The following is a 17,680-nucleotide window of genomic DNA, read 5'->3' as shown; positions in this document are numbered from 1 at the left end:
CCACGCCCACTTGCTCCACCAGCACTCCGCCCAGATGCGGTAACAGGGACTTCAGCAGGTCCTCACACGACCCGAGTATGCGCGCATGCGTGACGGGGTGTCACCGGCGTGGGAAGGCATCGGTCGTCTTCACGGAAATCTTGGGAGAGCCGAACTACATGGCCGTTGACATCATGGCGAGAGCAGACGCAGCGCCGCGCTGACAACGCCTTGTGGACAGCGCAGGGGGGCACGCCCGGGCGTTCCGTGTCCGGGACGTGTCCGGGACATGTCCCGGACAGGGAACCGAGGGTCGGAGCGGCTGGCTCACCCTTAGCGTCGTTCGGCATGGACACCACACGCAGAGCGCTACTGAAGAGCATCGCGGCTGTTCCCCTGGCGGTGACGGCTGGCGGGTTGCTCGTGCCGTCCGCGGCACGGGCGGCGGAGCCTGAGTACGGACTGAGAATGTATGACCGTGACGGCGCGCCGACCGGCACGACGTGGGCAGCCGCCACCCAGGGCCTGATCATGAGGCAGCGGCTCGGTGTGGCCGGCCTCGTCGACGACGTGCTCAACAGGGCCGAGCGGCGCGCTTCGGCGCCCGGTGACTGGCGGGACGGTCCGGGTTCGGCCCCCAAACCCGACCGCTTCGACTTCGCCTTCGGATGGGACGCGAGACCCAAGTACCGCGAGGACGCCCGCGGAACACGGTGGTATCCCCAGGGCATCAGCACAAGCTACGACGCCTACGGCGGGTCCGTGCCGGGGAGCGGGGGCAAGAAGGTCGCCCTCGTCTCCTGGTACGACAAGCAGGCGGGCGGAAATCAGGGCGCCAGAGTGTCCGTCATCGACGTAACCCGCACCGGCTCCTCGGCCCGCCCGCGGTACGACCACATTCTCCTGGTCATACCGACCAAAGAGGCCGGCGAGCCCTACAGCTTCAACGTCACCGACCTCCACGCGGGAGGTATCGCATGGGTGGGCAAGTGGCTCTACGTGGCAGACAGGGCCCATGGCCTGTACGTCTTCGACACCACCAGAACGCTCAAGGTGTCGCGCGGGTCGACGGAAGAAACCCGGGAGCACGCCAAAAACTGGTGCGGCTACCACGGAGGGGACAAGAAGTACTATGCGCACGGCTACCGGTACGTCATGCCCCTCCACCGCGTGTACCGGCCGGCCGGGTGGTCGGCGGAGCTGGCCTACTCCCAGGTGTCCGTGGACCGCACCCAGGGGGCCACACAGTCGCTCGTCGTCAGCGAGTACTTCGAGACAAGCTCCGACGGCGTAGCCGTGCGTTGGCATTTGACCGGGGCCGGCTATATCGCCGCTGAACGGGCCGCCTCCGCCTGGTCTCTGCGCGTCCCCAGGGTGCAGGGCGCGGTCTGTGTCGGTGACCAGACCTACTACTCGACCAACGCCCCCGTGGACGCCGGCACACCAGACGACGGGCCGAAGCAGGGAAGTCTTTGGCTGCAGTGGCCTCGGGGCGCGGAGATGACCTCGCCCCGCGGCGGGCTCGGCCTGGGCCCGGAAGACCTCAGCTACCAGCCGCGTACCAGGGGAGGCTCACTGTGGGGCCTTGCCGAACACCCTGGCACCCGGCGCGTCTTCCGCATCCGTCTCTGACAGCACCACTGCACCGCAGGAGGAAGCCGGACGCCATCCCGGCCTCGGGCCCCAGTAACGTCAGACCATTTCGCCACTGGCCCGAACCCGGAAACGCGTGCTGCCTACGGATCGAGGTCAGCGGGAAGAGCGCAAGCGCCATGTGGATGAACGGCCACTTCCTCAATACCCCCTCCGAGTATGCGGCCCGTCGACGACACCGGAATCCGCACCCTGCAAGAGCGTGCCGGACAGTGTCCCACCAGTACGGTCACTATCAGCCCGCACTCTGACCACGCGAGGGCACGCGCAGCTCCCCGCCGGGAGCCGCGCGTGCCCCCACATGCACCGCGCCATCTGAGCGGCAGCGAGCGCGAGGAGATATCTCGCGGCATCGCCGCCGGGGAATCAGCCCGGCAGCTGGCGAAGCGGCTGGGCCGGTCCCCTTCGACCGTTTCCCGCGAGATCGCCCGCAATGGCGGTCGGGACCGCTACCGAGCCGCCTCGGCAGATGCGGCCGCCTACGAGCGCGGGCGCCGCCCCAAGCAGGCCAAGCTCGCCCAACGGCCCGCTCTGCGCGGCCTGGTGGAAGCCAAGCTGGCTCTGTGCTGGTCACCCGAGCAGATCGCAGGATGGCTGCGACGACAGTTTCCTGGTGACATCTCCATGCAGATCTCGCACGAAGCGATCTATCTCTCGCTCTACGACCCACGTCGGTGCCAGGCGATCGACCGCAGCCTCACCCAGCGGCTGCGGTCAGGCAGGCCCATGGGCCGCCCGAAGCTCGCCCGTCGGCCCACCGGGCGGGGCATCATCCGCGGCATGGTCTCCATCACCGCCCGCCCCGCCGAGGTCGAGGGCCGCAAGGTTCCCGGTCACTGGGAGGGTGACCTCGTGATGGGCACCCGGCCCTCGGCCGTGGCCACGCTGGTCGAGCGCACCAGCCGCTACACAGCCATCGTCGCGCTGCCCGACGGCATCAAGGCCGAGCGGGTCACTCCGCACCTCGCCAGGAGCCTGCTCGGCATCCCGCCCCAGCTACGACGAACGCTCACCTGGGACCGGGGCCGCGAGATGGCCGAGCACCAGGCCATCACCGCCGAGACGGGTATGCCGGTCTACCTCTGCAAGCCGCGGAGCCCGTGGCAGCGCGGCACCAACGAGAACACGAACCGGCTGCTACGGCAGTACCTGCCCGAGGGCGCGGACCTCCGCACGTTCAGCCAGGGCGACCTGGACGCCATCGCCCACGAGCTCAACCACCGTCCACGCAAGACCCACGGCTACCGCACTCCGGCAGAGGTCTACGCTGACCTCCTGAACAGCGGTGATGCGTTGACCGCTTGAGTCGCCGCCGTTATGGGACAGGGCGCCGGGGTAGGCGGTGGTGTGGCCGTGGCTAACCTCGACGGTGAGTCGGACCCCGCCCCTCGGTGGTCCCGCGCCCTCCAGCGGCCCGCGCCCCTTCCCGGCCGACGTGGACCAGGCGCAGCGACACCCCACGCCGACACCCCGCAAAACGGCAGGTCAAAGACCACTGGTGCGCTGAGTGGTGCACAAACCGGTGCGCACAATGGTGGGCGTTTTCAGGGCGCACCAGTTGAGCGTCGGCAGTCGACGCCGCGGCGATGCGGTCCGCGCCGGTCTCCATCCAGGACGTCTGGAACCGGTCGCCGTCAAGGGGTTCGTCCCCCGGGGCCCTTCGGTGCATCTTCCAGAGCCACCCTGTGTATCCGTCACTGAGCTCAGTAGCACAACACCCCCCACCCGCACCCCCAACACCCCCCGCCCGCACCCCGAACACACCCAACCGGACCCCACCGCCCCCGCCCGCCGCGTACGCGCACCACTCGTAGGCGTCTGGACCGCCTGCGCCGCATCGCCGCTATCCACGTCTTCCGCGGGCTCTGCTATGGCCTGGGGACCGCCGCCTCCGGCCTCCTCGGCTACTGGATCCAGCAGAACTACCTATGAACCCAGCGGTTTGCTGTTCGTGCTGTCCCACACCGCGATGCGGAGTTCCGCCCTCTCGCCCGCGAGCCGCCCTGACCCGGCCATACGCGCCACGGGACAATGACCGAATCCCCGCGCGTGCGGGCAGCAGTTCCTGACGTCGTGTTTCTTGTCGAGGTTGAGGCGACCATCCCCACGCGGGCGGGGAACAGTTGGGGGATTGCGGGGCATCGACGCGAGTACCGGGACCATCCCCGCGGGCGCGGGGATGGTCCCGAACGCTACAAGCGCATCCCCTCGGCCTGCCAGCGGCTTGGGCATCTGCAGTCCGCCCGCAGGGGCGGCCGAGCCGCTGCGCGTTCATGCAGGGGCAGCCTGACGTGGACCTGGTCCATGGCGGCCTGCAGCAGGCCTTGCACCTTGAAGAGTTCTCCGCCTCCGTCTCACTCACCCTCGACAGGCCCTCGTCGATGCGCTCACAGCGGCACAGCGCGTTGGCGGTGTCTGCCGAAAGTGGTGAACCGCGGGGCGGTGGTGGCTGCCGTCGGTGTGTGGTGGTGTGGCCTCCTGTGAGCCCGGTGGCGGCCGACTGGGGACTTCAGATGCGCCAGGAGCGGAGTGCGTCCGCGATGTCAGATACCTTGAGTCGGCTCTCGCGGACTTTTCTGATCAGGTCGGACAGCGCCCCGTAGGGCGGGTCAATGCCCTCGCCCGACTGGTCGAGGTACTGAGCGGTCACGAAGGCCGCGAAGAGGCTGTTGCGGTGGGGAGCGGTTCGAGGTGCACGAGGGTGTGCAGGAGTGCGGCGGCACGCCACGCGGCGTCGGGGTTGGACTCGGCCAGAGTCGGCGTGCGGGTCTTGTGGCGGGCGACCGCCGCGACCAGAGCCGAGTAGTCGGTGACGGACACATCGTCGTGCCCCAGGGCGAGGTCCTGGACGTCCAAGAGCCAGGAGACGTCCACGTACAGAATCTCGCTCATCAGGCGGCAGTGGCTCCCCGGTCGCGCTCGGAGGCAGGAATGTCGTCCGGGAACGCGCTGTCGAACTCCTCGCGCAGCCTGTCCGCCCAGGACGCAGCGCCTGCCACGAACCGCTTACGGTGCATCTCGCGCACCCCCAGGTCGTGCACGTACTGCTTCAGGCTCTTGCCCTCGGCGGCGGCAGCAGCACGCACGCCTTCCATCTCTTCGTCGGTGAAGGACACATTCAGTGACGGCATACCTCTATGGTACCTACTTGGTACCTACCGAGGGAACGGGAGAGGCGTTGCGCTTGCGCCCTGCGCCCGCCGGGGATCACCCCAGGATCTGTGAGCACGAGGTCATGCACCTCTGCTCCCCGCGCCTGACGGCGGCCAGCAAGATTACGGTTTTCGTCTGGGTGCGTGCGGGTCAGTTCTAATCGGCGGTCAGGCGGGGACACCGGCCCGGTCCAGGACTGCGGCCATCTCGTCCTCGGGGAGCGCCGGGTTGGCGCCCGCGCTGGAGGCGAGTTCGGGGACGTGGAGCGCCTCGCGGAGCCGGTGGAGCGGGAGGCGCGGGTCGCCGGCCGCCGCCTGACGCGTCCATGTGGCGGGGTCATGGCTGAGCCGCTCGATCAGCGCGGGTGTGGCCGCGGGATCCCGGACGGCCAGTCGGCGGTAGTTGCCGTCCGGGTGGTGCGCGTAGCGTGCGGCGAGGCCCTCGCGGGGGAAGTGGGGGTGCGTTTCCGCCATCCAGGCGGAGAACGTCCCGCCGAGCCTCGCGTACACCCGCATGAGGACCTCCTCGGGGGTGTCGGGGTGGTGGATGCCCAGCCGGTTGTCCACCACCGGGTCCTCGCCGCGTGCGAGGAGGCGCAGCAGGTCGGGTGGCAGGTGGGGGCTTGCGGCGGCGGCGCGCCGGAGCAGCGGGTGGGCGGAGGTCGCGGCCCGTCGCAGCACCTCGGGGTCGGCGAGCCCGTCCCGTACCCACTGCACGTTGTGGCTCCGGTCGAAGTCCCCGACCGTGAAGTCGATGGCCATGCGCTGTGTCTCGTCCAGCTCGGGCCGCAGGGAGATGGCGAGCCGTACAGTTTCGTCGGAGTCGACGGCCAGTCGCTCGACGAGGTCGGCGGGCAGCGACGGGTTCTCGGCGAGGGCGCTCAGATGGGTGCGGTCTGCGACGCACCGCTCGGCGTCGGCGCGGACGAGGAGCCCTCGGCGCGCCGCCTCGGTGGCGGCCCTCGGATTACGCAGAAGGCCGGCGGTGATGTGTGCATCCCGTTGGCACGCCCGCAGCGCGGCGGCCCGCCGTACCTCGGGATCGGGGTCGGCCAGCAGCGCCGACCGCTCGCCAGGTGGCAGGATCTCCCAGGCACGTGTCGCTTCTCGTCGTGCCGCCGGAAGGCGATGAGCAGTCATCGAGGCAAGAACCGACGGCGCCAGCTGCCGCGAGTGCAGAAGTGCCGTCCGCACACCTGGGGCGGGGTCGTCGAGCAGGCGGGCGCACACGGCGTCCGGGAGCGGCGCGATCCCAGTGCGCGGGTACGGCTCCGGTCCGGACGCAAGGGCAGCCCTCACCTGGGGAGAGGGATCATCCGCGAGCCGGGCCCGCTGTGCAGGCTCCGCCCTCGGGCTCTCGGCGAAGTCGATCCGGCAGCCCGGGTTCGGGTGGGCCAGGATCGCCACGACGGCCGGCTCAGGAAGTCCGGCCCGCTGGACGGCACCACGTGGCGGACCGGCACCGTTCCCCTCAAAGGCGAGCAAGCGCAACAGCAGCAGCAACGGCAGCGACGGATTGCGAGCGACACCAGTCAACGCGGATGCGTGAAACGCCACCATGATGTCCCTACCCCCTGTGTCTTCCCTGTGGGCCGGCCGCCATGATCTCCCGTAAGCCCGGCGAGAACCGCCGGACAGCATCACCGGCCGCCGCGCAGGACTGTTGTGGCTGCGCAGTCGCCTGAACCAGGCGGGCCGCCCATGCGCTGCGGATCAGAACCGGCTCCAGTGCCCACCAGCCGCTGGGCCGCTTCCTGCTGACGGCGGCTCCCTATGCGCTCGCCGCGGCCACCTCGATCGCGGTGACACAGCTGGCCCAGGCAGGTGCGGCAGCGGCGCGCGGGGCAGAGGCGGGTGGCGTTTCGCTAGGTGGGGCGGTGGTGTTGCTGGCCACGCTGGCGGCCGGGGCGCTGGCCTGCCTGGGGCGCTGGCCCTCGGCCCGGATACTGAGCGCGCTGATCCTGGTGCCGCCGCTGGCCCAGGTGCACGCCTCCCTCTGGCTGATCCCGCTGCTGACCCTGGTCGCTCTCATGCCGGGCGCCACCGGACCGGCCAGGACCGACCGACACCTGGCCGTGGCCTTCGCCGTGCTGACCTGCCTGCCCACGCTCGCCACGGCGACCGTCGGCGAGACCACGGCCAGCCTCGGCATGATCGGTCTGCTGCCGCCCGTACTGGTCATACTCGCCTTGAGGGCTGCCGCCCCGGACGGCCGCCTCCTTCACGTCCTGGCCATCGCCGTCGCGAGCCTGCCGTGGAGCGGCGCACCGGCCGCCTCCCCGATCGGTCTCGCCCTCGTGACGCTTGCCCTCGCAGCGGCCTGGGGCGCGGGACGAACACTTCGCACCCGTCGCCGCGCCACGGCCTGACCCGTCGCGAGCGGTGCCGCATTGTGCCGGCCGTCCAGGACTCGGCAGACGCCGAGACCTAGGCGGCCAGAGCGAGGGACCGGTGGCTGGCCGCTGCCTCGGCGACGAGGGTCAGCCCGTTCGCCCCGTCCTCCCCGAACGTCTCCCGTATCTACAGCGTCAGCAGCGCCCGGACTGTTGCTTCATGGAAACAGTGTTGGCTTGTGGTGTGGGTGCGGATGCCCCAGCCGCGCAAAAGGTGCGCTGGGAGCGCGGCAGGGACATTGGCAGCCGGTGCCCGCCCAGACGGGCATGTGCCCGCCCGGCCATCACGGCTGTGCCGGCCGGCCGGGCGCGGGATCCACTCATGCGCTGTCCCGCGGTGATGAACCGTGACCTGTTGTCCCAAGCAACGGCTCCGCCTGAGTGCCCCCACATACTCCACGTAACCACGATTCCGACACAGTTCTCTCGCATATTCCCTTTCGGTGCCGGACCTGGCCGACGCAGGCCGTGCGGGTCGCGCCGGCACTCTCGAAGTCGCGGGCACCGTAGTAGCGCGGTGAGCCCCCAAAGAGACCAGCGGAACGCCCTGGCGGTCAGTGGTCTTGACGGCGTGATGATGAGTTGCGTACCGCTGCCCTGACGCTGGAACCTTGTGGACCGCACCCGGCGGGAGAGCGGCAGGATGTCCACGGTCCGTCGCGGGGCGTCCGATGCAGCTACGGCTTGTCGCACCGTTGTCGGCGTAGCGCACCCGAGGCGGTTGCTCAGGTTGTCGGGTCCCAGAGCCCGTCGGTTTCACCGCGGATGAGGTGTTCGGCGTAGACGCCGACCTTCCAGGCGATGACGGACCGGCACTCCTGAAGCGCCTGGATCTGTGCGTCGACGCGCTGGCGGTGGGCGTCCAGCAGCCGCAGACGTGCCTCTTCGTTGCCCGGCCCGTGGCGTACCAGTTCGGCGAAGCGCTTGAGGTCGGCGAGCGGCATGCCGGATTCGCGGAGCTTGACGCAGATCAACAGCCACTCGACATCGAAGGAGGTATAGCGCCGTCTGCCGCCGGACGTGCGCCGGACCGGCCCGACGAGCAGGCCCTCGCGCTCGTAGAAACGCAGCGCGTGCACGCTCAGTCCAGTGCGCCCGGCTACCTCGCCGATGCTCAGCGACGGTACGGCAGCCTTGGTCGTCGTCATGCCGCTCACCCCCAGACTTGATCTAGACCTCGCTCTAGATCTTAGCGTCCGGGGCATGACCATGACTGACCAGCAGCCGCTCGGCTCGCCCTTCTCCGCTTCCACCAGCGCCGAGGACATCGTGGCCGGCCTCGACCTTTCCGGAAGGACGGCCGTGGTGACCGGGGGCTACTCCGGGCTCGGCCTGGAGACCACCCGGGGCCTGACAGCCACCGGAGCCCGGGTCATCGTTCCTGCCCGCCGCCCCGACGTTGCCCGTACCGCTTTGAAGGGGGTGAAGAATTGCGACGTCATCCCCATGGACCTGGCTGACATCGACAGCGTCCGCTCGGCCTGTGCGCACATCAGCAGCCGGCTCGACCGGCTCGACCTCCTGATGGCCGTCGCCGGAGTCATGGCCACCCCGGAGCGACGCGTCGGCCCCGGCTGGGAAGGCCAGCTCACCGCCAACCATTTCGGGCACTTCACCCTCGTCTGCGAGCTCTACCCGCTCCTCGCCGCCGCAGACGGCGCACGCGTCATCGTCAACAGCTCCGCCGGACACACTCTGACCGGCATGCGCTGGCACGATCCGCACTTTCGTACCGGCTACGACAAGTGGCTGGCCTACGGCCAGGCCAAGACCGCCAACGCCCTGTTCGCCGTGCACCTCGACGCCCTCGGGCAAGACGACGGTGTCCGGGCCTTCGCCCTCCACCCCGGCAAAATCATCACTGGACTCCAGCGGGAGATGCCCCTCCAGGAACAGATCGACCGCGGCTGGGTGGACGAGCACGGCAACGTCATCGGCGAGGGTTTCAAGACCGCCTCCCAGGGGGCAGCCACCGGCCTGTGGGCCGCTACATCCCCACTCCTGGACAGCCGCGGTGGCCTGTATCTGGAGGACTGCGACGTTGCGCATGTCTCCGCACCCGGCACCCCCATGGACGACGGCGGCGTACGCGCATACGCCATCGACCCCGACGAGGCGGCCCGGCTCTGGTCCCTGTCCCTCGCCGTGACCGGCGCCACGCCGATCACCCCGTGAATCCGCGCTCTGCATATACCGTGCTGCCCGCAGCTGCGGCGGGCAGCACGGTGCGGACCGTCCTCAGAACTGATGAGTGCTTCGGCAGGCAGACACGGCGCAACCCCTGCGGCGGGTGTGGGGGCTGCGCGTGCCCTTGTGAGCGGCGGCCGAAAGGCCGTAGCGATGCACCCCTTCGAGCCACGCCCCCGCATTCCCGCTCTCTGCCCTCCATGCGCAGCAACTGCCCCGGTTGGACGTGGGTCAGTACCGGGACACGGTCGGCCGGTCGGCGTTCATCCAGGTTTCGCCTACGCAGGTCCAGCAGGCCACTGGGCGCGGAGGTGATGGCCCCTGGCGCGGTCAACCACGGCAGTAACAGGACCGCCACGATGACGACGGTCCACTGCGGGCGGCCCCGCCATGAAGTTGGTGATCAGGCTCTGAAGGCTTTGAGCGTGGCGTCGACGAGCGCGTCTGCGTATGCGCTTGTCAGCGGACGGCTGCGGTGCAGCCAGCTCTGGAAGAGCGGCGCGTAGAGCATTTCGAGGGCCAGGTCGAGGTCGGCGTCGGGGGCGAGTTGGCCCGCCTTCTGGGCGCTGCGCAGGCGCGTCTTCTTCATCTCGTCCATCGGCCGGGCCAGTTTCTCGTTGAACTCGGCAGCCAGCGCGGCGTCGTTGGCGATCTCGGTGTTGAGGGCGCGGATCAGTTTGTCGAAGGAGGGGTCGGTGAACTCCTCGACGGTGGCGCGCATGACGACTTTGAGGTCCGCCTCGAGGTCGCCGGTGTCCGGCAGGGTGACCGACTGTCCGTCGGCGTCCTCGCTCAGGGCCAGCAGGGCGGCGAAGACGACCGCGCTTTTCGAGGGCCACCGTCGGTAGATCGTCTGCTTGCCGACGCCGGCGCGGGTGGCGATGGCCTCGATGGTGACTTTCTCGTACGGCTCTTCGGTGATCAGGGCGCGGGCGGCCTCGAGGATCGCCTGCCGGGACCGTTCCTTGCGCCGGGAGTGGTCCGGCCCTTTCTCCTTCGCCATGCGGTCAGCCTACCGCCGTAAGTAAACGAGACGAACCGTATTGAAATATGAGGGCCGGTGCCCTACGGTCGAACCGAACCGAGACGGATCGTTTTAGTTACTTAGGGTGATGCATCATGACGCACGCGCGCGTATGGCTGATCACTGGCGCCTCCCGCGGCCTGGGGCGGGCTTTCACCGAGGCCGCGCTGGCAGCCGACGACCGCGTGGTGGCCGCCGCCCGCAACACCGGGCCTCTGTAGGACCTGGCCGCCAAGTACCCCGACCACCTGTTCCCGCTGTCCTTGGATGTCGCTGACCGCCGGCAGGTGTTCGACGCGGTGGAACAGGCGGCGGCCGCCTACGGGAGGCTGGATGTCGTCGTGAACAACGCCGGCGTCATGCTCTACGGCATGGTGGAGGAGGCCATGGAAGAGCAGATCCGGGCGCATATGGAGGTGAACTTCTTCGGCGCGGTGTGGGTGGCCCAGGCAGTGCTTCCTCATCTGCGTGCTCAGGGCGGCGGGCGGCTGCTGCAGGTCACCTCGATGGGCAGCGGCGGCGGCATGGCCACCGTCGGCTTCTACGGTGCGGGCAAGGCCGCACTGGACTCGGTGAGCGAAGCACTGGCGATGGAGGTCGAACAGTTCGACATCAAGGTCACCATCGTGCAGATGGGCGGCTACAACACCGGTCTGTTCACCGCCGGCACCACGAACACCGAGCCCCTGGCGCAGTACCAGGACCTGCGCACCGAGATGGAGGCGATGTGGGGCGATGCGCTCGCCCCGGAACCGGACACCGCCGCCCCGGTCATCATGGAGCTGGCCGCACTGCCGAACCCGCCTCGACGACTGATCATCGGCAGCCAGTCCTTCGATCACGTCCTGCAGATGAGCCAGGCCGAAGCAGATCTGTACCGCTCCTGGGAACACCTCAGCCGCATCGCGCCAGGCTGACCAAGCCCACCTCCCGCTTCCTGTGACCGCGGCTGGCTCCCCAGGGCGGCTGTTGGTGGCCTCCTCCTCGGCCCCGCTCACTGTGCTGCTGCCCGACCGGTTTCCGGTCGGGCAGCAGCACTTCGGAATTTCCTGCACGGTCGCGACTGCACTGACCTCCAGTCCAGGCGGGCGCAGGCGTGTTCACTGTCGCACGGCCGATCACCGGACGCGCGTATCGGATCCAAGGTCCGATAGCGAGGTGGTGTCGGTGCGGCCCGCGTAGAACCCCAACGGTCCGACACGGTCACGTGGGCCGACGCCACCCCTTCTGCGACGACGTGCCGACCGGAACCCGGAGCGGGTGGCGTCACCTTTGCGCTGTGCCATACGTCAGGCAGGCGATGACGTTGTCAAGGGAAGGAACTGGGATGGGGACTCCGGCCGAGTTGCTGGCTGAGCAGTTCGAGGAGCACCGGTTGCACCTGCGCGCGGTCGCGTATCGCATGCTCGGTTCCCTGACCGAGGCGGACGACGCGGTCCAGGAGACATGGCTGCGGCTGTCCGGCTCGGAGAACCGGCGCATCGACAATCTGGGCGGGTGGCTGACCACCGTGGTCGGCCGAATCTGTCTGGACATGCTCCGCGTAAGAAAGCGCCGGGGCGAGCAGGCGCTGGACGGGCGCCTGCCCGATGTGGTGATAGACCGCCAGGACGCCCCGGATCCGGAGCAGGTGGCGCTGCGCGCGGACTCGGTCGGCCTGGCACTGCTGGTGGTGCTGGACTCGCTGCGCCCGGCCGAGCGGCTGGCGTTTGTGCTGCATGATCTGTTCGGGCTGCCGTTCGAGGAGATCGCTCCGATCGTCGACCGCACGCCCCAGACGGCCAAGAAGCTGGCCAGCCGGGCGCGACTGCGGGTCCGCGGTGCGGCGCCCCCGCCGGATCCGGACCGCTCAAGCCAGCGCCGGATGGTGGATGCCTTCCTGACCGCCGCGCGCGGCGGCGATCTGGACGCGCTGATGGCCCTCCTTGACCCGGACGTGGTGCTGCGCGCGGACGGTGGTGCCCTTGCCGGGGGCCTGCGGTCGATCCATGGCGCCACCGCGGTGTCCGGGCAGCTTGGCACCTTCCAGCAGATGGCGACCGCCGCCACCAGCTACCCGGCACTCGTCAACGGCTGCGCCGGCCTGGTCAACACACTCGACGGACAGCCGCTGTCCGTCATGAGCTTCACCGTCGCCGGGGGAAAGATCACCGCCATCGACATCCTGTCCGACCCCGACCGTCTGGCCCGGCTCGACCTCGAAGCCCTCACGGCCTGATCCATCCCCCGCCGGCCCCCTTCCCGTCGACTCCCGGTCCTCGGCAGGGGGCCGACTGCTCGATGCGCCGATGGTGGCGCACACCAGCGCCGAAAGTTGCCGCTCAGCGGTCACCTTCGCCCCCTCCGTGACGTCAGGTGAGGGAACGAGCCGATCAAGCGGCTTGCACACCACCCTCGCGCCAGCCCGTACAACAGTCTTCGAAGGGAAACACCGTGGACGCGTCCGCGAACCATCTCGACACACTCACCTCCCGCTTCTCCGACCCGCAGCAGCTGGTCCCCGAACTCGGCGACGTCAGCGCCGCCCTGTTCAAGATCACCGGCAACGCGACGGTGCCGAGGAGCACCGTCGCCCTGGTCCACCTGCGCGCCGGGCAACTCGTCGAGAACACCTACCTGACGGTGATGCACACCGACAACGCGCGCCGCGCGAAGGTGCCTCAGGAGAAGATCGCCGCCGTCGCCTCCTGGAAGGACGCCCCGTACTTCACCGGCGCCGAACGAGTGGCACTGGAACTGGTCGAAGCGGTACTCACGCCCGGCGAGCGCACAGAGCGCGTGCCCGACTCCCTGTACGCGCGGGCGGCCCAGCACTATGACGCAAAGGCGCTGGCCACCCTCGCCATGGCCATCGGACAGGTCAGCTTCTTCATCCCCCTCGCGCTGATCGGCAAGCCACTGCCCGGCGTCCCGATGGCCCAGCAATGGCGCACCGCTCCGGCCCACTGACCCCCGACCACGCCCGCCAGGAGGCTCCGCAGCCATCTCTCGAGCTGCGGGCCCCCTGCCGGTCCCGCTCGGCCACCGCCGGCCCCCTCTCCTCGAACCCAAGCCCTCGCACGCTGTGCAGTCCACCAAAGAAGGAACATCTCCGCCCATGAGCGCACCCCAGCCCCGCCCTTCACTGCTCGACGCCGCCTCGTCCGCGCAGACCTCGCGCCCGGCGCCCGGTACGGACACTGTCTGGCACGGCGCATGGACCACCCCGGCCATGCGACCCTCCACGGCACCGTGGTTCGCCACCTGGGCCGAACAGGGCTTCCACAATCACTCGCTGCGCCAGATTGTCCGCGTCAGCGCCGGCGGCACCACGGTCAGAATCCGGCTGTCCAACGCCTATGGCACCGCGCCTCTGCGCCTGGCCGGTGCCAGCATCGGCCACACCCTGTCCGGCGCGACGATGCAGCCGGGCAGCCTGCGCACGCTGCTGTTCGAGGGCGCTGCCTCCGTCACCGTGCCCGCGCATGGCCGCGCCGTGAGCGACCCGGTCACCCTGCCCACGCAGCCGCTGCAGAAGCTCACCATCACGCTGTACTTCCAGGCGGCCACCGGACCGGCCACCTACCACCAGCTGTCCATGGCCACGACCTACCGGGCCACCGGCAACCACCTCCACAGCCCGGCCGCCACCGCCTACAGCGACAAGATCGAGCCCGGCTACGGGTCCTGGTACTACCTGGAAGGCATCGAGACGGCCGGAGGGCCTCCTTGGCCGCCCGCGGTCGTGGCCTTCGGGGACTCCCTCACTGACGGCTTCGGCGCGACCATCGACGGCGACGACCGTTACCCCGACCTCCTCGCCGCGCGCCTGATCGCCGCCGGCCGCCCCCGGCCGGTCCTGAACGCCGGCATCGGCTCCAACAAGCTGCTCACCGCCTCGGCTCTTGGCGGGGATGCCGGAATCGCGCGGTTCACGCGGGACGTCCTCGACCAGCCCCGCGTCGGCACCGTGATCGCTTTGATAGGCATCAACGACCTCCAACAGAGCGACGACGCGGCGGGCGGGGCCGGGCGCGATGTCCCGCCGGTCACCGCGCGGCGGCTGATCGGCGGGCACCGCGCCCTGATCCGCGCCGCCCACGCCCGCAACGTCAGGATCATCGGTGCCACGCTCACTCCCTATCGTGGCGCAGCGGGCTGGTCCGTCACGGGCGAGTCGGTCCGTGCCCAGGTCAACGAGTGGATCCGCGGCAGTGGCGCGTACGACGCCGTCGTCGACTTCGCCCGGGCCCTGGCCCTCGACAGCGGCGACCGTATCCGGGAGGACCTGCACATCGGCGACCACCTCCATCCCAACCCCGCCGGCTACCAGGCCATGGCCGATGCCGTCGACCTGGCCGCCCTGGAGCAGTGAAGAGGGCTTACGCAGGCGTCAAATGCGAGAGCGGCGGCCTGGGCACCGGCCGGCGCGTTCTCGATCCTGCCCCCTGCGGCGTCGGCATCCCAGCTGCTCGATATTTTCGAGTTCTTGGCCGGTTGCAACGCGACACCGCGACGGTGGAGCAAACAGATACGTTCATGTCCCTGTCTTGTCCCGCGCGGTGGTCGTGGCCGGTTGGAAGGTGACTTCGGGATGTGCGGGGGTGGGGCCGTCGAGTACCGGGCGTGGCAGGCCGCGCAGGTGGAGATCGAAGAAGGCGCTGATGTAGTCGCGGGTGATGGACCAGGCCCGCGTTCCGGTGAGCGGCGTATCAGGGCCGGTCAGACCGAGCTGGTCGGCGAGGTAAGGGAAGTCGGTGAAGGAGAGATGCTCGGCGCCGATCACGGTCAGCCAGCGTTTCCAGCCCGTGAGGTGTCTCCACGCATCGGGCCAGTCGGAGTCTGCGGCGTGGGGGCCGTGGACGGTCGCGGTGCCGAGCATCAACAACGGGCGGTGCCCGAGTCCGGCGGCGGCCGGCTCAAGGAAGAAGTCGCCGTCCAGGTTGATCCCGGCCCGTACGCGGTCATCGGCGGCCATGCTCGCCGCGGCGGCCGCGCCGCCGAGGGAGTGACCGGCAACACCGACCCGGTCCGGGTCGATCGACCGGGACAGCAGGCCTGCCCCACCGGTCAGTTGGCTGATCACGAAGGACAGATCCGCGGCTCGCACCCGGGTGGCGGCCGCCTGTTCCTGGTGCGTGGCCACCTGTTCGCAGGCCAGGCAGGTCAGCATCCGGCCGCCCGGGAAGAGGGTGCCGACGGATTCGTAGGCGTGGCCCACGGTGGCCACGACATAGCCGCGGCCGGCCAGGTCATCGGCGAGCGAGGTCAGGGTGGAACGCGGCAGCGAGAAGCCAGGGGAGAGCACCACCAGCGGAAAACGCCCCCGCGCCGGAACCGCCCGCACGCGCGCGTAGGTCCGTGCTCCGGAAACCGTCGCGGCCGGGATCACCCCGGCAAGCCCCCTGGACTCCAGCAGCAGACCGGCCTCGGCCTCGCTCATATAGGGCGCCGGCCGGCCGCCCTCTCTGCGCGCCGGATAGGACAACGACACCATCAGCTCGCGTGCGCCCGCCGACGGAGCCCACGGATCGGCGCGCTTGAAGTCGACCAGATGCACAGTGCGCCGCCCCACAACGTAGGGGCCGGTAGGACGCGGCAGCGCCAACCCGCGCGTCCCCGCAAGCCGGGAAACGCCCTGCGCCGTCGCGCTCGCGGGTGACTGCGGTGAGGCTGACGGCGCGCTGTGGGCGGGGGCGCCGGTGAGGAGCGGGGCGGTCAGGACAAGACTGAGGAAGGTGGCCGTGGTGAGGTGACGGCGTCTGCTGATCATGCCGCCGACGCTAGGCGGAGCGCGAACCGTAACGCGTCGCCCCGCAGGGGTAGTTGGGCATACCTCCGTGGTCTGACTGCCGTCGCAGACCGGGACCGTCCTGCGACGGCATCAACGAGGACGGAAGGCCGCTCCGGACGCAGGTACTCAGTCGGGGCGCAGGCGCTCCGCTTCAAACCAAAGGATCAGGGGTGGCGGTGGAGGCTTGCATCCTGTGCCGAGCGGGACCCGGCAGGACCGGCACCAGTGTCGGACCTTTCCGTGGCTTCTTTCCTGCTGGAGTCTGCGGTGCTTTTGGCTGGCCCGTCCTTCGGTTCCTCCGGCACATCACGCCACGTGCGCGGACGCCAGAACACCCCGGCGGACACCCACAGGGCCAGGCAGAGACCCCCAGAGACCACAAGCAGCCCCGCACTGTCGCCCTGCTCGCCGGAGCGGCCCCACAGGGCGATCCCGAAGCCGACCTGCACGAGAGAGCCGACCACCGACAGCACCGCAAGCACGGTCCGGGTGGTCACCCGGCGCCCGGGCATGCTCCCGCCCTTGGCGTCGTGCCTGCGCACCGCGCCGCGGATGCCATGCCGGCGCTCAAGAAACCCCCAAGTGATCCAGGACAACAGACCGAGGACCGCCAGAAGCCAGGTGAGGTTGAGGATGATGTCCACCCACAGGACCTCCGTGTAGTCGACGAACTTGCCGCTCGCCAGTTCCACACCGCACACGGAGGCTTCCGTCGAAATCGTCATAGGACACAAGTGGCCGGACAGACCGGAACGACTCCTGCCACTTCGGCCGGACCCATAGGGCCGGGCCGGCCGGGCTCCCGTTCGAGCAGCCCGTTCACGACGGCCCCCACGCCACAGCCGCCGGTGCATACGCTGGGCTGCTTGCCGTTGGCCGGAACGCTCGAACCTGGCCGCCACGGCCGCGTACGGCGTCATGTACCTGGAAGCAGCCGACGTCACCGTCGAGCCCGCCCATGCCCCAGCGGACGCCCCAGAGGCGCCCTCCTCGGCCCCGCCTGCACCGCGGGGAAGATCCCTGCACTCCTGCGGACCTGGCCCGCCGTCACCTGATACCGCCCAGCCCCCAGACGGTGACCCGCTGCAGGAGGCGGTGGTCGCGCACGCGGATGTCGACCAGGCCAAGGGCGTCATCTGCCTGGCGGGCCGGCTGACGCCCGCGGAGACGTGCGACGTGCTGCGGGAGATAACCATGCGGACGAACAGCAAGCTCCGCGACAGTGCCCCGCAGATCATCACGTGGGCGCACCCGCCGATGCGGCACCCTGCTGCGCCAGGAGTTGCAGCACCAGTGCCTGCTGCGGCACGCCCTGCCCGCACCGGCCAAGCTGCTCCGCGTCCGGCAGGGCTCAGGCTGGCACCCACCCTGGGTGGCGCCGGCGGTGGCTTGCACGGCGACCCAGGGGAGGGCCCCAACGTACTTGGGTGCGGATCCTTTGGAGTGACGATCGGAATCAGGCGGTAAGGCTGTAGTTCTGCTGGTCAAGGCTTTGGTAGAGGCGTTGATGTTCGCGGGC

16 protein-coding genes and 1 pseudogene are annotated in these 17,680 nt (G+C 69.7%); 10 read left to right on the top strand and 7 right to left on the bottom strand.

Annotated features, from left to right (window positions below; translation table 11 throughout):
- Positions 1-327 precede the first annotated feature (327 nt).
- Together ACH4RC_RS36240 and ACH4RC_RS36235 are read left to right on the top strand one after the other, a co-directional pair.
- Positions 328-1,611, top strand: a complete 1,284-nt coding sequence (locus ACH4RC_RS36240) for a hypothetical protein (protein ID WP_398208434.1) — start codon at positions 328-330, stop codon at positions 1,609-1,611.
- Between the two features lie 312 nt (positions 1,612-1,923).
- Positions 1,924-2,937, top strand: a complete 1,014-nt coding sequence (locus ACH4RC_RS36235; protein ID WP_398208432.1) for an IS30 family transposase — start codon at positions 1,924-1,926, stop codon at positions 2,935-2,937.
- Between the two features lie 1,204 nt (positions 2,938-4,141).
- Here ACH4RC_RS36235 and ACH4RC_RS36230 read toward each other — a convergent pair.
- The 3 genes and pseudogenes from ACH4RC_RS36230 to ACH4RC_RS36220 form a co-directional block, all read right to left on the bottom strand.
- Positions 4,142-4,524: pseudogene (locus ACH4RC_RS36230) on the bottom strand (toxin Doc).
- On the bottom strand, positions 4,524-4,763 hold the full coding sequence (locus ACH4RC_RS36225; protein WP_398208431.1) for a hypothetical protein: 240 nt from the start codon (positions 4,761-4,763) through the stop codon (positions 4,524-4,526). The pseudogene ACH4RC_RS36230 and the gene ACH4RC_RS36225 overlap by 1 nt, the downstream one beginning before the upstream one ends.
- Positions 4,764-4,952: 189 nt before the next feature.
- Positions 4,953-5,924 carry a hypothetical protein gene (locus ACH4RC_RS36220; protein ID WP_398208429.1) on the bottom strand — a complete coding sequence of 324 codons (972 nt, stop codon included), beginning with the start codon at positions 5,922-5,924 and terminating at the stop codon, positions 4,953-4,955.
- Positions 5,925-6,661: 737 nt separating this feature from the next.
- Between ACH4RC_RS36220 and ACH4RC_RS36215 the strand changes: the two genes are divergently transcribed.
- A complete protein-coding gene (locus tag ACH4RC_RS36215) occupies positions 6,662-7,153 on the top strand; it encodes a hypothetical protein (protein ID WP_398208427.1) in 492 nt (163 codons plus the stop codon).
- A 749-nt stretch (positions 7,154-7,902) separates the two neighbouring features.
- Here the strand turns inward: ACH4RC_RS36215 and ACH4RC_RS36210 are convergent.
- On the bottom strand, positions 7,903-8,325 hold the full coding sequence (locus tag ACH4RC_RS36210) for a MerR family transcriptional regulator (RefSeq protein ID WP_398208506.1): 423 nt from the start codon (positions 8,323-8,325) through the stop codon (positions 7,903-7,905).
- 55 nt (positions 8,326-8,380) lie between these two features.
- On the opposite strand from ACH4RC_RS36210, the gene ACH4RC_RS36205 reads away from it, so the two are divergent.
- A complete protein-coding gene (locus ACH4RC_RS36205; protein ID WP_398208425.1) occupies positions 8,381-9,352 on the top strand; it encodes an SDR family NAD(P)-dependent oxidoreductase in 972 nt (323 codons plus the stop codon).
- 415 nt (positions 9,353-9,767) lie between these two features.
- Here the strand turns inward: ACH4RC_RS36205 and ACH4RC_RS36200 are convergent, their stop codons facing one another.
- Positions 9,768-10,367 (bottom strand): TetR/AcrR family transcriptional regulator, encoded by a 600-nt coding sequence (locus tag ACH4RC_RS36200; RefSeq protein WP_398208424.1) that lies wholly within the window; start codon positions 10,365-10,367, stop codon positions 9,768-9,770.
- A 116-nt stretch (positions 10,368-10,483) separates the two neighbouring features.
- Between ACH4RC_RS36200 and ACH4RC_RS36195 the strand changes: the two genes are divergently transcribed.
- The 5 genes from ACH4RC_RS36195 to ACH4RC_RS36175 all read left to right on the top strand — a co-directional run bounded on the left by ACH4RC_RS36195 (position 10,484) and on the right by ACH4RC_RS36175 (position 14,742).
- Positions 10,484-10,609: a hypothetical protein gene (locus tag ACH4RC_RS36195; RefSeq protein ID WP_398208423.1), complete on the top strand. Its 126-nt coding sequence runs from the start codon at positions 10,484-10,486 to the stop codon at positions 10,607-10,609.
- A 3-nt stretch (positions 10,610-10,612) separates the two neighbouring features.
- Entirely contained in the window at positions 10,613-11,305 is a 693-nt protein-coding gene (locus ACH4RC_RS36190; RefSeq protein WP_398208504.1) for an SDR family NAD(P)-dependent oxidoreductase, read from the top strand.
- A 410-nt stretch (positions 11,306-11,715) separates the two neighbouring features.
- Positions 11,716-12,606: a sigma-70 family RNA polymerase sigma factor gene (locus ACH4RC_RS36185; protein ID WP_398208421.1), complete on the top strand. Its 891-nt coding sequence runs from the start codon at positions 11,716-11,718 to the stop codon at positions 12,604-12,606.
- Positions 12,607-12,821: 215 nt separating this feature from the next.
- Positions 12,822-13,337 (top strand): carboxymuconolactone decarboxylase family protein, encoded by a 516-nt coding sequence (locus ACH4RC_RS36180; RefSeq protein ID WP_398208420.1) that lies wholly within the window; start codon positions 12,822-12,824, stop codon positions 13,335-13,337.
- 148 nt (positions 13,338-13,485) lie between these two features.
- Positions 13,486-14,742 (top strand): SGNH/GDSL hydrolase family protein, encoded by a 1,257-nt coding sequence (locus tag ACH4RC_RS36175; RefSeq protein ID WP_398208418.1) that lies wholly within the window; start codon positions 13,486-13,488, stop codon positions 14,740-14,742.
- Positions 14,743-14,904: 162 nt separating this feature from the next.
- Here ACH4RC_RS36175 and ACH4RC_RS36170 read toward each other — a convergent pair whose 3' ends face one another.
- Both ACH4RC_RS36170 and ACH4RC_RS36165 read right to left on the bottom strand, forming a co-directional pair.
- Positions 14,905-16,140: an alpha/beta hydrolase family protein gene (locus ACH4RC_RS36170; RefSeq protein ID WP_398208417.1), complete on the bottom strand. Its 1,236-nt coding sequence runs from the start codon at positions 16,138-16,140 to the stop codon at positions 14,905-14,907.
- A gap of 185 nt (positions 16,141-16,325) precedes the next feature.
- Positions 16,326-16,853 carry a hypothetical protein gene (locus ACH4RC_RS36165; RefSeq protein ID WP_398208415.1) on the bottom strand — a complete coding sequence of 176 codons (528 nt, stop codon included), beginning with the start codon at positions 16,851-16,853 and terminating at the stop codon, positions 16,326-16,328.
- Positions 16,854-17,079: 226 nt separating this feature from the next.
- Between ACH4RC_RS36165 and ACH4RC_RS36160 the strand changes: the two genes are divergently transcribed.
- Entirely contained in the window at positions 17,080-17,628 is a 549-nt protein-coding gene (locus ACH4RC_RS36160) for an ANTAR domain-containing protein (protein ID WP_398208413.1), read from the top strand.
- Positions 17,629-17,680: the final 52 nt, after the last annotated feature.

It is taken from the genome of Streptomyces sp. NPDC016845, from assembly GCF_044332585.1.
In the GTDB taxonomy this organism is placed as follows: domain Bacteria; phylum Actinomycetota; class Actinomycetes; order Streptomycetales; family Streptomycetaceae; genus Streptomyces.
The sequence above is the reverse complement of the archived record's forward strand: the minus strand, read 5'-3'. Positions and strand labels throughout refer to the sequence as shown.